The following is a 16,045-nucleotide window of genomic DNA, read 5'->3' on the forward strand; positions in this document are numbered from 1 at the left end:
CCCAAATGGGCACTAAATCAATGAAATGTTCTTGCTTTCGACCTAAGAAAGATGTTGGTAGCATTTATTCCATGGTATACACTAATACCGTTTCCATTTGGTTTTGCAAGGTTTTAATTCTTAAAAAACGTCTACGTCCCGCAAATCAATCGCGGGACGTAGACAATTTTAGAACAATTTGTATATCACAACCTTGCAAAACCAAATGGACACGGTACCAGGTTGATATTTCATAACGCGAAACATGGAGAGAGGCATGAAAAAACTAGCGGCACTACTACTCCTCGGCACAATAAGCCACGTTGCAACGGCTACCGAACTACCGCCTGCGCCGCGTCCCACACTGGATAAAGTAGCTTTTCAGGTCACAGCCCGGCAATGGGTCAGCACGAAAACCGCGCTGGTAAAGGTGAACATCAATGCGACTTTAAATCAGTCCGATCTTGTTAAAGCTCGTGCGGATATTATGAGTCATTTAGGCAAAATTGCCAGTGGAGAATGGCATATTACCCAGTTTGATCGTTCCCAGGATAGTTCCGGCCTTGATAAATTATATGTTGAGGCGCAAACCAGGGTGCCGCAGGCCAGCCTGACCAATATTTATCAGAATGCTAAAAGTGTCAGCAAACCGGGTGCTACTTATAAAGTGAGTGCTGTGGATTTCAAGCCCGGCCTGGAAGAAATTCAGAAAGTAAAAGCACAGTTGCGCGAACAGTTGTATCAACTGGTGAATGCTGAAATAGCCCGTCTGAACAAAGTCTACACCGAGCAACATTATACGGTGAATCGGCTTGTTGTCACGGATGGCAATGCTCAGCCTGTTCAGCCCGCCGCTTATAAAGCCCGTGAAATGAATACCATGATGCTGGCCGCATCACCGGCTCCGGCGTTAACCGTCAGTAATGAATTAATCATGACCGCTGTTGCCGAGGCGGCATCCAATCGTCAGGAATCGGGTGTTGCCGCCAATGCAAGTCAGTAATAAAGTTATCGCGCATCGAGGGGCATCCGCCTATGCCCCTGAAAATACTCTGGCCGCTTTTAACAAGGCGTTAGCCATGGGTTGCCGGTGTGTCGAGTTTGATGTGATTCTGAGTGCGGATGGAGAGCCTTTTGTTTTTCATGACGAATCGTTGAAACGGACAACCAATGGCCAGGGCAGGATTGGTGAAGTAACGGCTGAATATCTGCAGTCTCTGGATGCGGGAAGCTGGTTTTCAAAATCCTGGCGTGATGAGAAAATTCCCCACTTTCGTGATGTGCTGAAATGGCTCGTATTCACGGAGTGCCATGCCAATATTGAAATCAAGCCATACCCCGGCAAGTCGGAAGAGACAACCGTTACCGTATTGTCATACCTTCACCGTCATTGGCCGGCAGCTACGTCTTTGCCCCTGGTCTCCAGTTTTGACTGGTCTGTTCTGACATTGTGTCGTACCCTGGCACCGGAAATGCCGCTTGGTTTGCTGCTGGATGAGTGGGATGACCACTGGGCAGGCAAGGCTGGTGAATTGCAGTGCTATTCCATTCATTTGAACCGCCGTATTCTTAATGCCAAGCGTGTCCAGACAATAAAAGAACAGGGTTATCAGGTGTTTGCCTACACCGTAAACCGTAAGCGCCAGGCCATGAAATTGCTGGAGTGGGGCGTGGATGCGGTGTTTAGTGATTATCCCGATTTATTATCATGAAGCGTATCGTTTTATTCATTATTTTATTTATTCAGGCTTATAGTCTTGCAGCAAAACCGGTTGAACTGGTTTTGTGGCATTCTCTGGCCGGGCAGTTGGGTAATGAATTGAAACAATTAATTCATGATTTTAATGAAAGTCAGCAAGATGTCGTGGTAAAACCTGTCTACAAGGGGGATTATATTGATTCCCTGACCAGTTTTGCCGCCGCGTTTCGCGCGAAACAACCCCCTGTTCTCATTCAGGTGTTTGAGGTTGGGACTGCGACCATGCTGAACCCGAAAGGTATCATCAAGCCCGCGGACGACATTATGATTGAAAACGGCTACCTCCTGCCCAAGACCAGTTTTTTTCCTGCCGTCAGAGATTATTACAGCCAGTCCGGCAAGCTGCAGGCCCTGCCTTTTAATACGTCTGTACCGGTGATATTTTATAATGCCGATGTTCTGGCGAAAGCGGGTTATTCCGGAGACAATTTTCCGAAAACATGGGAGGCGATGGATCGTTTGGCCGCCAGACTTAAACAAAGCGGGGCAGTATGTGTTTACAGTTCCGCCTATCCGTCGTGGATTCAGATAGAATCGTTCTCCTCGTTGCACGGGTTGCCCATGACCGATCATCATTCTCATAAAGCCATATATAACAATCAGGCCGTAATACGTCATCTTGAGCGCTTGCGACGTTGGCAAAAACAACATTATTTTGAGTATGGAGGCCGCACCAGTGACGCGACGGTTTTGTTTACCAGCGGTCGTTGCGCCATGTTTAGCCAGTCTTCAGGTAGTTACAATAGCCTCGTGGCGCTGGTCAGGTTTCCTGTCGGGGTCGCCGCGTTACCATTGGATAGTCAGGCGAGCCAAAAACGCTATCCTAATGTGGCGGGAGGCGCCGCGCTTTGGGCGGTGAGCGGGTATTCCCCCGAGGTTTATCGTGGTGTGGCCAGATTTTATGCTTATCTGACGCAACCCGAAAATCAACTCCGCTGGCATCAACGAACCGGTTATATTCCTGTTGGTTTGAGTGGCGTTTATAAAGATCTGGCGACAAGGAGCGACCATCCGGCTCTCAGGATAGCCCGACTTGATTTATCGGATAACAATCGGAGCGATATGGCGCATTCAGGACCTCAAAATCAAATCCGCACGATTAACGACGAAGCGATGGAGGCTATTTTCAGCGGCCTTAAAACGCCGAAGCAGGCTATGGACGATGCCGTTTTGCGGGCAAACTATACGATTATGCGCTTTTTACGAAATACCGGCAGTCATTGACGGATTAGCGAAAAGGAGGGGATATGAGGAAGAAAGATGAAAAAAACACCCCGGGGTACAAGGTTCAGAGAATTGGGAGTGATGTCTCGACTCTTAGCAAATGGTATAGCAGTACTACCGGCTCTCTATCCCACTGTGCCAGTTGGATCTTTTCCCCTAAGGACAAAAAAATTTATAAAAATCCGGCCTATGAAAAAACAGACGAGAAACAGGAAGATGTCTTTGTTTATTGCACTCATGGTACGGCTGATCAGCCAACTGCTTTTCAAAAAATGGTCAATTATCTTATAGATGAGGGAAAGTTGCCGCAAAACATCCACTCCATTCATCTCATGGATTTCAAGGGGCGCTACAAGGGTAAGGGTATAAAATGGTTTGCTGAACAATTGGTTGAGAAAATTCTGCAAAACAACCATAAACGGGTCATATTGTTCGGGCATTCGCGTGGTGGTCTGGTCAATGCGTATATGGCGGAATTTCTCGCCGCCGAATACGGGATTACTGTCGAGGCGTTATTTCATTTCGGAGCACCGTTTGGCAGTTCCTATCTGGCGATATGGCCACTGACCCTCTTTTCCACGTCTGTTGAGCAAATGGCGCCTGAGAGTAAGTTTTTGGCAGATTTGAATAATGCCATGGAAAAATCCGTGTTAAAGCATTATTTTTATGTTGCGGGACAAGATATCATTGTCTGGAAAGAGGCAGCCGTTGCGAAACATTATGCTGTAAACAGGGAAAAAGCGGTGTCATTGAGTCAGGATTCTGAACTGCCTTGTGAAGATACCGAATCATCCAGAGAATGCTGTGTCATTATCATGGAAAAACACAGCCATATTTCCATGATGACATCATATGAAATCGTAGCGGATGTTCGTGAAAACATAAAAAGAAGTTTAACTGCTCCGGAGAAAGGAAATTCTGATACGAGGGAACATGATAATCCTGCTTTGATGGAACAACCTCCGATTGAGGAAGTGACAATTACAATCCATGACAATGCGGTCATCATTGATGATTATCCGGGTTGCTCTTCCTCCCCCGGCAGCAGTTTATAGACATGGTTTCAGGCTCTGTGAACATGACGTAATATTTTCTGTCCGACCATGTTATTTTCATAATTTGTGCTATGTTTAATTAAAGCTTGTTGACATGTCATTCCATGGCTGCAAAAGCGGCTAATTGGGTGTTATGTTACTTTTGAATTTGTTAGATAGACTGACTGTTTGCTTCACGTTATGACATGTTAACAAGCCCTTGTCCATTACCAGTTTTTCATGGCTTATGAATAACCAAACAAGTCATATAAGGAACGATCATGACGCACCATTTAAATACCGATTCCCAAGCTTTTTTAAAACGGCTTACTGAACGAGCCGCCACAGCCTTAAATGGCAATAATCTTTTGGAATTACCACCTGACAAGGCAAGGGACGCGTTTAATCTGCTAATTGCTCCGGTGCCTGGAAAATTAAAACCCGTTTCCGTTCATGTTGAGGATAGAAAAATTGAAACGGAAGGTACAACGACAGGTGTGCGTTTGTATAAGCCGGCCCAAAATTCGAAAGATCTGCCTGTTCTGGTTTATTGCCACGGCGGGGGGTTTGTTTTCGGTGATCCGGATTTTCTGGATTATACGTGCCGTACGCTTTGTGAAGGCGCACATTGCATTGTTGCAACGGTTGATTATCGACGTGCCCCGGAGCACAAGTTTCCGGCTGCCCATGACGATTGTTACCGTATTGTCCGCTATGCGCAAAAGCATGCGAAAGAATTGGGAGGAAATGGAAAAGTCGCTGTGGGAGGAGACAGTGCGGGCGGTAATATTGCAGCCAGTATCTGTCATCAGGCCAGGAGTAACAAGGATGTCTCCATCTCTTTTCAGCTTCTTTATTACCCATGGGTCGATTTAAACAACACCACGGTTTCGGATAAAACATTCGCAACCGGCTATTTTCTTGAAACCGAGACGTTGCATTGGATGAGGCGACAATACTTGTCCGGGCCTGACGATGAAAAAAGCCCCATTGCCAATCCCCAGTTTCAAAAGGATTTCAGCAATCTTCCTCCGGCTCTGGTTATTGCGGCGGAGTGCGATCCCATTCATGATGATGCAAAAATGTATTATCAAAAACTCATAGAGGGCGGCAATCGCGCCCAATTTATTGAGTTTGGCGGCATTTTGCATGATTTTTGCGCCTTGCCCTCTCATTATGATGCCGCACTGCTGGCTTTCAGTGCGTCGGTGCATGCCTTGAAAAAAGCGTTCAACGATTGATGGGTTTTAACATTTTTAGCAGAAGATTAGTCTAAAAATTAGATAAATTGGTTGGGCCTTTGTCCCAACCACCTCAGGAGATAAGACGGCTACAAAAAAGGTGTGTGGTTGTAGGCTCTGTAGCCCGCTATGAGGCGAAGCCGAAATGCGGGACAACGCTCACTTGGGCGCTCACCTGTCTCATGGGACGACATTGAATCATAAAACCCCCAATACGGCCGCAGGCCTCCTTACGGGCTACGGCTCTTTTGCAAAAAAAATTTGTGCACAGAACCTGATTCCTAAATATCAGATAATGGCTTCATAAAATCACTCAGATCGATCTTTTTCTGCAAGCGATATTGATAAACGGCATAGAATGCAATCACGTTTTTCAGGTAATTTCTTGTTTCATGCCAGGGCAGGGTTTCTATCCATAGATCGATTTCTTTGGGAGGATGGTTCTTAAGCCAGTATGTTACTTGTCTTGGGCCGGCATTATAGGCGGCGGCCATCAGCACCGGATGATTTCCAAAGCGTCTGGCCAGAGAATTTAGATAGGCAACTCCGAGCGAGATGTTTTTTCGCGATGAAAAAAGTTCTGTTTTACTGGAATAGGGAACCTTGTTCGCTCGGGCTACCATGCGAGCCGTAGTTGGTAAGACCTGCATGAGTCCGTGAGCGCCGGCAGAAGACACCACGTTTTCCCGAAAACCGCTTTCCTGCCGAATAATGGCGTAAATCAATTCCTTGGGAATGTGGTATTGGCTGGCATCGTGGCTGATAGCCTGGCTATAAGCCAGGGGGAATCTCAGTGAGAGTTGATTATGCAATTCATCGCTGTTGCCAAGGTAGACGGATTTTCCGGGCCAGCGTAAATCATTGGCTATCCAGTAGGCGAGGGCGCTTTTATCGGCTTTGGGCAATTCACTGACAAAATCATTGACAAGTCTTGATGCCTGCAAGGCCTGGCTGGAATTATAAAGCGCCTTGATGTTGTCGGTGACAGGTTGGTAGGGTTTTAATATACTCAAATCGTTGTGTGGTTTTTCGTTTTGAAAGCTTGGTTTTTTGTTAAGACGCAGACTGGCAAGGAAACCGTAGTAATTTCTTGTTTCGGCAAGCGAGGTATAAATTTTGCGAGCTTTTTCACGTTGTCCAAGCGCGTCCAGTGAGCGGGCTAACCAATACTGCCAACAGGGGTTGTCTTTATCCGGGTTATGCCGGATTAAACGCTCGACCCGATGCCATTGATGGCGTTTGAGGGCGAAACGAATCTGCCAGTCCAGGAGAACATCGTTGTAATAAGCCGGTTTAACCTTTGCAAACCAGGCATAAGCGTCATTATGGTTTCTCATGGCTTTATAGAGTGCGACATGAGCCAGAAATGCCTGTTGCTGGGCTTCGGACAGTAATTTTCTGGTTTTAACGTGCCGCCAGTATTTGATGGCTTGATCCATATTGATGGAAACAAGACGTTTTAAACCATAGAGATAGAAATCGTCATGTAATTCGCTGTCTTCGAGTTGAGTAATTCGGGTGGGAGACTGATAAATCCGGATTAATAACTGCTCGTCTTTTAGCCTGGGAGTTTTATATTTTTTTAATAAATAGCGTGCCAGCGGCAGATTTCGCTTGTCAAGTGCCAGTGCGATTCGTTGCGAGATAAGATTCTCATCGAATCCTTCACTATGGATTAATAAATCAAATAATTGATCGCAGGCCGAAGGTCGGGAACTGCCATACAGCCATAAGGGAACGGCGGCAGCCAGAGCGGCGGTGGTTTTTCCCTGATAATAATCGGCAAGATGGGCGTAACATTGCAGATTGACGTCCTCGGATGGTTTGTAATATTTGCTGTATTGTGCCCAGTCTTTTTGGTTCGCCAGTTGATACAACCATTTTTCCCGTAATTTTTTCCCCAGAGGTTGATCATCACTGATGAATACCAGAAATTTATCATCGGGTTCTTCAGGAAGGCTCTGATTCCATTGCGAATAATCCATGAAGCGTTCCAGATAAGCCTGTCCTGAAGAGGCGTGGGCGAATATGGATAAACACAGGGTCAGGAACAGAACTTGCAGTTTTTTCATAATGGTACACGAACCGAATTTAAGTTTTTGCGCATTGTTTGAATCGTTGCCTGATAGTCGTTACCGGAAAATATAGCAGAGCCAGCCACAAACTGGGTAGCTCCGGCCCGGGCAAGATCAGCGATATTGTTTGTAGTGACACCGCCGTCGACGCAAATCGGTAAGTTCGGATATTGTTTTTGAATGCAGGTTATTTTATCAACGACTTCCGGAATCAGTTTCTGACCGCCAAATCCGGGATTGACAGTCATAATCAGGACAAAATCCAGACGATGCGCCACCCATTTCAGGCAATCGAAAGCATTGGACGGATTGAATACCAGTCCGGCCTGACAACCTTGTTGTTTTATGAGTTGCAGACTGCGATCGAGATGGATGGTCGCATCAGGGTGGATGCTGATGCGTTTCGCCCCGGCGTCGGCAAATTGCATGATTAACTCATCCACTGGTGTGACCATCAGATGCACATCAATGATGAGTTTAGGAAAACGTTTGGCGATGGCTCCACAGACCAGCGGCCCCAGAGTGAGGTTGGGAACGTAGTGATTGTCCATGACATCGAAATGAATCATGTCGGCGCCGGCGTCCATAACGGCACTTACTTCATCACCAAGACGGGTCATATCCGCGGAAAGCAGCGATGGTGCGATAAGGTAGGAGGTCATAATAAGGCTCTGGGTTTCATTTATTATGATCATAGGTTAGCAAGGTGTTGTTAATCAACTTCTTTTCGGATCAGAGAGGCATTTAGCCATTTTCAGGTTGAAAATAAAATGAGGCAAGCCCCGTTTCCTGTAGCCCGTCATGAAGGCGAAGCCGAAATGCGGGATAGTGTTTGGCCGGGCCTTACCTGTTCTTGTGGTACAACATTGCAACAGGAAACCCGCAATACGGCCAGAGGCCTCCTTACGGGCTACGACTCCTATGCAAAACAGAATAAGGACACGCCCTAGTTACCGTGCAATTCCACCACATCAGGTGGAACTTTTTGCCATGGATATCCTTTTAAGGCTTTCGTATAGCCGATTTTATAAAGCTGATTCATTCTCTTAAGGTCAAATAACTCTTCGGAATTGGAATCGAATTCATTAGGTACGTTGGCCAAATTAAAATCAGCACCGGTTAAAAGCGCACACAGGTATATGAAAATCACGTCCGCCGCGCCCTGTGACGCGGTAACGCTTTCTATGGCGCGTTTGCCGATAGTCAGCAGTTTTGGTTTGATTATTTTGTAATGAAACTGATTCTGGTTGTTACGAATGACATAAATTTTAACGTCGGGTTTTTGTTTCAGTTTGAGATGTTTTTTTGCCGTTTTGATATCCGAGGCAAGTCGGCTAAGAAACAGGCCAAACGTCACTCCGCCATCCACATGCATTTCGGTATAGGGTTTTCCCCTGGCTACCACCTCAAATTCGACAGGCGGCATAACAACCGGAATACTTGCGGAAGCTAAAAGAATTTTACGGAATAAATCGACTCGCCCGGGATTTTTGCTTGCCGCAATTCGGGTCATATCCCAGACAATTAATTTCCGGGAGTAAAGATTGGAGGTTCCAACATAAAGCCGCCGTCCCTGATAATACCCTTTGGCGATATCATCAAGTAATGGTTCATCCACATGACGCGCAATAAGTTTTTGCAAGGGCTTTGTTCCTTTCAGGGAATCAGACCCGGTTATTAACGTCCAGAGTAGGGGTTTACTGCTTAGAACGTCTTTTGTTGTGATGGTTGTGTACACCTTCTTCAGTGTCGCATCGTATTTGGGGCCGGCGAAGGCTAAAGGCGCTATTAATGCTCCGGTACTGATTCCGGTTACGGTTGTGAAGGTCGGCCTGCCTCCTGATCGCGTCCACCCGTTTAGCAATCCGGCTCCGAAGGCTCCATAATCGGCGCCGCCGGAAATAACCAGTAATGTGAAAGATCCTTTGTGGTGGAACATGGTATCAGGATAAGTCCTGGCTAACTGTCTGACCCGCGCAAGCGATTGTTTTTTTATTAGCGGATTATCGCCATCTGTAAAATCGGTACGTATATTTTTAAATCCGGGAATTTCAGCATAGGGAACCGCCTGCTCGGGAAGAGGCGTACTTCCGTTGGTATTACAGCCGGTTTGCAACAAAAGCATGAAAACAACCATTAGTATCCGTCTCATGGTAGTTATAACGTTCCTTGTTAACCAGGTTGAATTTTATTGTAAATCAATTTATTAACGCGCATAAGAGTCCCGTGCTGTTTTCATCGGGTTTTGGGTGGTGAATCAGGTCGGGTTATTGTTTTTTAGAATTGTTTGCCAATGGTTATGCCCAAAACCACCTCATCGGAGCCGTTTTTAATGAAATCATAATTGATATTGGGCGTTATCTCGATGTTGGAAGGAAGCAAAAAAATATAGTCTAATGAGACGCGCGCCAATATTTTATTGGTGTTACCTTCTTCAAATTTTACGCCTGGCCCTATCCCTACGGATATATTTTTAAAAATATTAAACGTCATGACTCCAATCGCCTCGACCTCATGATTGCCTTCTTTATTATTCGGGGCGCCTTCCAATGTGATGGAAAAACCGAAAGGCAACACCAGTATTCTGTGGTACTCGATTCCGTAGGTAAAAAATTTCCTGTCCTCAAACCGGGTAACCCCTAAAAATCCGCCGATAAGGTTCTTTTTTTCCTGCCGGACGTGTTCTTGCTGCGGGCTCAGGCTGCTGGCATAAAGAAACGGGCACGGCAAGATTGGCAGAAGGCCAATGAAAAAAAGACAAACGGCCTGTTGCAATGCGGCTTTAAGAGATACAAATATCGTCCGGGGGGACGATTGGCAGTGACTGTCCATGCGCTTGTCTCGTTTATAAAACAGGTTTGCAGGTCGGGCACTGGCAGCCTTACCTGCACATCTTCGCTCCTGATAAAGCTGGTTAAGAAGCAGAATCCAGTGAACTGATAAAACTAATATTAAACGTCGGTACTTCCAGACTGGCTCCCAACGAGGAAATCATGTTGGTTTTCAGGTAACGGAAATCCACTCCAATCGAGGTAAAGTCATCCAGAAAATAGCTGGCTCCGATAATTCCCTGAACGATTGGCGCACCGGAATTGTCCGTAAATTCAGCTACCGCGGATTTTTTGGCATAAACATTATTAACGTAAGTATTATACAATTTCATGTTACTGTTCAGTTTGGCGAAACCGATTCCCAGGCCGACATAGGGAACAAAATTGGCGTCGCTGCCTTCCTTGTACAATTCGTAATAAGCGTTGAACAGTCCCGCGATAAAATAAGTGGAGCCTTTCATGCGAAACCCGTCGGGTGTGGTGTGATCCTTGAAGCTGTAGGAGTCGTAATTCACGCTGCTGAGTTGATTCATATTAAACATCAGTTCGCCTTCAAAACGGAATTTTTTCCAGCGATAACCCAGTTGGCCGCCTACATTCCCTCCGACGGAATAGGCGATTTCCCCGATATTATCGGTAACGGTGGCGGGTAGGGGGGAAACCAGAGGCGGAATCGGGTTGTACGTCGCGTTAGCATTGGCAAAACCCGAGTTGACAGCCTGTTGAACTGTTGTATAGGGAAAAGGGGAGTCCGTGTTGGACGTATAACTAAGACCACCGACCATGCCGACATACAGACCTGTAACAGGATTGGCCGCAAAGGCAGAACAACTGACGAGTAAAAGTCCTGCGATGCCAGATTGAGCAGAAAATTTCATGTACGACACCCTTATTTATAATTAGCCTTGTCAAAACGATAAATCACCCCTACGGAAGCCAGATCCGCCTGAAAGACCTTGTTTAAATCGCTTACACGGTCTGTTCCGATATGGCGATAAGCCAGATTAACGGCGTAATTTTCAGCAAAGTTATAGGTTATCCCCGCCGTGGCCTGGTACGCGAAAACGCTATTGGAAGCCTTGTAATATGTAGCGCCTACGGATGGCCCTGTGCTGCCGAACGAGGCGTCTATCCAGGCATACCCGAGGCCCGCGCCGAGAAACGGTGAAATGGCCGGGACAATATCCGGAAAATCGTAATAGACATTGGCCATGGCCAGCGCCGCCTGAGTCTGGCCGGTAATGCCGCTTTGCCTTATGAAATTGATGTCGAATTTGGTCAGATTACCTTGGAGGTACGTGAGTTCTCCCTCATAACGCAAAGGGGTGCTTTTGTAGCCTATACGACCGCCGGCGTTATAGCTGCCTGAGGTATAAGACGCCTCGTTACGGAACAATCCGTTGCGGGTTTCGCTGATGTTATCGGACAAATAAGTATAACCGCCAAAGACACTACCATACCAACCATCAATCGGAGTAGCAGAAAAAGCAACACTGGAACTCAGCAATGTGGCTGAAATAAATGCAATTTTCATGACATACCTTGTTATTATTATTTAAAGCAATTCCATGTTAGCGATTTGCTTCCATTTTGCAAGCAGCTTTTGTTCTTGTAATCGTCTGTTGTTGAGTTAAGATGGTAGATGCCCCTAAAGAAAGGAGTCTGCAATGACGAAAAGGATTATTCATAATCTCCAGGAATTCACTCAGGAATTGATTGATTTTATTTCCAATGGTACCGGAAGTGCAATCAGGGAATCAAAAACAGGCAATGACAGGAAGGAAGATAAAAAGCAACCCTCCCTGCTGGATGTTATGAAGGATTCCAAAAAAGAATATGGTGTTGAGGAATACAACCTGTTAGTACGGCTTTTTTATAGTGTCTCACGCAAGATGGGTGATGAATTTCTCGACGCTATCAATAAGCTTGAAACCGACAATGATCCTATTTTTCGGTTGCAGATTATCAGGGGATTGTTGATGAAGCTGCATTGGGATTCAACATCGTCCGGTACTACGTTATTGACTAAACTAATCCAGGCGGTATGCGAAAGAAACGGTTATGAAGTGGAAACACCGAAATATCTTTACGATCATATTGTTAGTCCGCTGCGAGACATGTTGATCAATACGATTAACGCCATCGAGTCGGATCATATGTCCGAACTTGAGAAGTCAAAAGCACGTCAGCAGGAGCTGGACGCCTTACTTGAGCAAAAACGTAAGGAATTGATTAATGTTGTGTTGTTTGAAAACAAGGAACGTGCCGGTGATTTTGCAAAAAAGAAAGTAAACGCCGATAAAAAGGTTTTCTGTCTCGATCGGCCCGATCATGTGAAGCTGAACTGGCATGTTCACTGGAAAGAGACAAGCGGTGAGCGGGATATGAAGGCTTTAAATCAGGAACTGTCCCTTTTATCGGAAAAGATAGAAATTCCCCGTCCCGCGGAACATAAAGACGATAAGTCCGCACGGAAAAAACCGCCGCACAACAAGATTCCACCCATGTTTCGTAATACGCGGATTCTGATAAATCCGCAACAAATCGGGCACCAAAAATTTTTCTTCACCTTTGTCTTTTCCTCGAAAGACAACGTCAGAACGATAGACTGGCATGACCAACAGGGTAAGAAACATAATGTTGATCCGGAGAATTATCCCGAGTTATTCAGTTTGCTGGTAAAACAGGTCGTTAATCCAAAGTCCGTCTGGGGATTAACCTGGTACGATATGAAGGGAAATGGCGAGGTTTTACACCTGAACAAGGAGTTGGAAGCGCTGCTGGCGAAACAGGATAGTCTGGCTTCGATTGATTTTTCTCGCGAATTGAAAATCAAAACGCAATGCGAAAAAATGCTGGCGGATTATCTTGATAAACTTCAGGTTTTGATAAACCCGGATGAAGAGGCGCTCAAAATGGCTTCGTCTACCTTCGTGGTTTATACCAGTTCCGATATAAAACGTATTGATTGGTATGACAGTCTGGGGAAAAAACATCCTGTCAATCTGAGTCATTCTCCGGAGCTGGCACAGTGGCTTGAAGATAACGCGGATCAGGCCAAACAAGATTTGTCCCTGCTGAAAACATTGCTTCGTTACGTGTCCTTGCACAAAGAAATTGATGAAAAGAAGCAGACCAGCGTGCAGCAGGTATTGCAAAAGAAAATGGGCATCACTTTGATTCTTGCCGACGATGTGGACAAAATTCCCCGGTATAAGCGAATCCCGGGCACTTATATATTGTCCAGGGAGCCCGGGGAACCCGTGGGATCCTGGGTTTTGTATTGCCGGCAAAAAGGGGGCGTTAATGAAACGGTTCGGCTTGCTGACTGGGGAGACTTTAATGATATTCTCGCGTCACTTGGCGATTCCTTGCCGGAAAAAATCGATGCAAAAACACGAGAAAAATTGCGTGCTACCATTTTGTCTGAACAACAGGCTTCCTTGCAACGGCAAACGAATTGTATAGCTATTGAACAATTTGATCCTGAGCAAGCCTCGCAATACAAGGCCGCTTCGTTTGTTGTGACCCAAAAGGATTATGAATGGCAGATTTATTACATTGATACCTTACACAAAGCTATTCCGGTGGATCTGCAAGCATGTGCCGAAGCACATCATGTCATTGAAAACTTGCCGGAAACGATAGCGGATTTACTGCCTGATCATTTCCTGGAATTGGGCGCGGCATTGAAGGAGTATGTGCCATCATCCCGTATTGACATCAATAAATACAGGGATTTGGAACGATGCTTCGCTACACGCTCCCAAAAACCTCTTCCGGGAAAGTTAAACTCGGATACCGAGAAAATGAATATAATTAGTACACTGGAAGGATTTTTTGCAGAGCGGGCTGTAAAAGGTAAACCGGACGTGTCTTCCCAAACGACCGACGCTGAAAAAGAGGTGGATGAGGAGAAGATGGTACCTCTTTCCGGCAAACTGGATCTGAGAAACTACGCGATCGCAACTTTGTTCGGTCATAAACCCAAACAGGCGTCTGCCAAAAAATCGGTAGAATTGGCGGATACGGATGATAACGATGCAATCACAGAAAACGGGCAACCTCTCCCGGCTAATAACCATTTGTAATCGGATAACGCCAGTCGCGTCCAAATGCCCTGGGACTGATTTTTGTTCCGGGAGGCGCCTGGCGGCGCTTGTATTCATTACGTTTGATCAATTGTATGACACGATGAACGACGCTGGCGTTAAAGCCGCGGCCAATGATGGATTCCGCGTCTTCATTGTTTTCCATATACGCCTGGATGATGGCATCTAAAACCGCGTATTCAGGTAGGGTGTCCTGATCGGTCTGGTTCAAGGCTAACTCGGCGGACGGCGCCCTTGCAAGGACACGCTCGGGGATCACCGGTGAGACGGTATTGCGGTAATGCGCCAATTCGTAAATCCGGGTTTTTAAAACGTCTTTTAACACGGCAAACCCGCCGGCCATATCGCCGTAGATGGTGGTATAGCCAACCGCCGTTTCACTTTTGTTGCTGGTGGTCAGTACCATATTGCCTGTTTTATTGGAAAGCGCCATCAGGAGCATGCCTCGTATCCTGGCCTGGAGATTTTCTTCCGTGGCGTCCCTCGGCAAACCTGCGAACGTCGGTTCCAGCGTGCTTAAAAGGCTATTGAAGGCAGGTTCTATAGGAAGTATGGTGTTGGCTACCTTCATAACATCCGCCTGTTTACGGGCGTCTTCAATACTTATGTCGGCTGTGTATCGTGACGGCATCAACACGGCATGTACACGGGACGGGCCTAGCGCATCCACGGCGATAGCGAGAGTAAGGGCGGAATCTATACCGCCTGACAAGCCGAGTAAAACACCCGGAAAACCGTTTTTTTCAATATAATCGCGAACGGAGCAGACTAACCCTTTGTACACCGTAGCCGTATTGTCGAGAGGCGGCAGGATGCCGTCCTTTATTTGAGGGCCGCGCACAGTCAAGGTGTGGAGACATTCTTCAAAGGCAGGCAACCTGGCACAAAGCGCCCCTTTGTCGTCATAGGCCAGAGATTGGCCGTCAAACACCAGTTCGTCCTGTCCGCCGACAAGATTGACGTAGATGATAGATAGCCCCTGTTCGGCATACGTTTTTAAAAGTCTGGTTCGATGATCATATTTTTCATAATCAAACGGCGAGGCGTTGATGCACAACAGTGTCTCGGCACGGGCATCCAGTAATTGTCGCACCGGGCCTTCCTGCCAGATATCTTCACAAATACAAAGACCAAACCGATGTCCTTTTATAGTAATGATGCAAGGTGTGGCAGGTCCTGGAGTAAAATAGCGGAACTCGTCAAAGACCCCGTAATTGGGTAGTTTTTGCTTGTAATAACGTGTTACCAGTTTTTCCTGATAAAAAACACTGGCCGCGTTATAGCATTGTCCGCCGTCTATCCAGGGATGACCAATGACGACATGGCAATCATGGATTTCTGCGGCGATGGCGTTTAGTTTGTCCCGGACTTGTTGATGAAATCCCTGACGAAATAACAAATCTTCCGGCGGGTAACCCGTCAGACATAATTCCGGAAAAATAATAAGATCGTGGTGGTTTTGATGAGTAGTAATAATCTCGGTTAGGTTAGCGGCATTTTCGCTAACCGCTCCGACGGTACTGTTTATTTGGCCAACAAGTATTGATAATCCGGGGTTCATAGACGTTTTCAGGTTTCGGAATGAAGAAAGGGCGTATTCTATCTTATCTGACAGGCAAGAAAAATATTTATAGTGGTTATGGTCTGTTGCCAGGCAAAAATGACCCGACACCATTTTTTACAAAAGAGCTGTAGCCCGTAAGGAGGCCGGCGGCCGTATTGCGGGTATCATGGTCCGGTATTGTGTCAAACAGGTGCGCGCCCAGGTGAACGTTGTCCCGCATTCCGGC

13 protein-coding genes are annotated in these 16,045 nt (G+C 46.3%); 6 read left to right on the forward strand and 7 right to left on the reverse strand.

Translation table 11 applies throughout. The features are described 5' to 3' along the window. The first annotated feature begins 256 nt into the window (after positions 1–256). The 5 genes from CKW05_RS05310 to CKW05_RS05330 all read left to right on the forward strand — a co-directional run bounded on the left by CKW05_RS05310 (position 257) and on the right by CKW05_RS05330 (position 5,237). On the forward strand, positions 257–982 hold the full coding sequence (locus CKW05_RS05310) for a hypothetical protein (RefSeq protein ID WP_058483826.1): 726 nt from the start codon (positions 257–259) through the stop codon (positions 980–982). After that, positions 969–1,691: a glycerophosphodiester phosphodiesterase gene (gene ugpQ / locus CKW05_RS05315; protein ID WP_058483825.1), complete on the forward strand. Its 723-nt coding sequence runs from the start codon at positions 969–971 to the stop codon at positions 1,689–1,691. The genes CKW05_RS05310 and ugpQ overlap by 14 nt, the downstream gene beginning before the upstream one ends. Continuing rightward, positions 1,688–2,962, forward strand: coding sequence for an extracellular solute-binding protein (locus tag CKW05_RS05320; protein WP_058483824.1), 1,275 nt, complete (start codon positions 1,688–1,690; stop codon positions 2,960–2,962). The genes ugpQ and CKW05_RS05320 overlap by 4 nt, the downstream gene beginning before the upstream one ends. Before the next feature lie 23 nt (positions 2,963–2,985). Further along, on the forward strand, positions 2,986–4,017 hold the full coding sequence (locus tag CKW05_RS05325) for an esterase/lipase family protein (RefSeq protein WP_058483823.1): 1,032 nt from the start codon (positions 2,986–2,988) through the stop codon (positions 4,015–4,017). 260 nt (positions 4,018–4,277) lie between these two features. Then, complete coding sequence (locus CKW05_RS05330; protein WP_058483822.1) at positions 4,278–5,237, forward strand: alpha/beta hydrolase; 960 nt, start codon at positions 4,278–4,280, stop codon at positions 5,235–5,237. Positions 5,238–5,518: 281 nt separating this feature from the next. Here CKW05_RS05330 and CKW05_RS05335 read toward each other — a convergent pair whose 3' ends face one another. The 6 genes from CKW05_RS05335 to CKW05_RS05365 form a co-directional block, all read right to left on the reverse strand. Next, the gene (locus tag CKW05_RS05335; RefSeq protein WP_058483821.1) at positions 5,519–7,309 is read right to left on the reverse strand and encodes a lytic transglycosylase domain-containing protein; all 1,791 of its coding nucleotides are present in this window, start codon (positions 7,307–7,309) and stop codon (positions 5,519–5,521) included. Continuing rightward, a complete protein-coding gene (rpe, locus tag CKW05_RS05340) occupies positions 7,306–7,974 on the reverse strand; it encodes a ribulose-phosphate 3-epimerase (protein ID WP_058484034.1) in 669 nt (222 codons plus the stop codon). Before rpe ends, CKW05_RS05335 begins: the two co-directional genes overlap by 4 nt. 284 nt (positions 7,975–8,258) lie before the next feature. Beyond that, on the reverse strand, positions 8,259–9,464 hold the full coding sequence (locus tag CKW05_RS05350; protein ID WP_058483819.1) for a patatin-like phospholipase family protein: 1,206 nt from the start codon (positions 9,462–9,464) through the stop codon (positions 8,259–8,261). Positions 9,465–9,589: 125 nt separating this feature from the next. Continuing rightward, a complete protein-coding gene (locus CKW05_RS05355; RefSeq protein ID WP_058483818.1) occupies positions 9,590–10,144 on the reverse strand; it encodes a hypothetical protein in 555 nt (184 codons plus the stop codon). A gap of 82 nt (positions 10,145–10,226) precedes the next feature. Next, a complete protein-coding gene (locus tag CKW05_RS05360) occupies positions 10,227–11,021 on the reverse strand; it encodes an outer membrane protein (protein ID WP_058483817.1) in 795 nt (264 codons plus the stop codon). An 11-nt stretch (positions 11,022–11,032) separates the two neighbouring features. After that, on the reverse strand, positions 11,033–11,677 hold the full coding sequence (locus CKW05_RS05365; RefSeq protein WP_058483816.1) for an outer membrane protein: 645 nt from the start codon (positions 11,675–11,677) through the stop codon (positions 11,033–11,035). A 133-nt stretch (positions 11,678–11,810) separates the two neighbouring features. Here CKW05_RS05365 and CKW05_RS05370 point away from each other — a divergent pair, with 133 nt between their 5' ends. Continuing rightward, the gene (locus tag CKW05_RS05370) at positions 11,811–14,234 is read left to right on the forward strand and encodes a hypothetical protein (RefSeq protein ID WP_058483815.1); all 2,424 of its coding nucleotides are present in this window, start codon (positions 11,811–11,813) and stop codon (positions 14,232–14,234) included. Here the strand turns inward: CKW05_RS05370 and CKW05_RS05375 are convergent. Then, positions 14,218–15,816, reverse strand: coding sequence for an NAD+ synthase (locus CKW05_RS05375; protein ID WP_058483814.1), 1,599 nt, complete (start codon positions 15,814–15,816; stop codon positions 14,218–14,220). The two genes, CKW05_RS05370 and CKW05_RS05375, sit on opposite strands and share 17 nt — an antisense overlap. Positions 15,817–16,045 lie beyond the last annotated feature (229 nt).

It is taken from the genome of Legionella spiritensis (assembly GCF_900186965.1).
Classification (GTDB): Bacteria; Pseudomonadota; Gammaproteobacteria; order Legionellales; family Legionellaceae; genus Legionella_C; species Legionella_C spiritensis.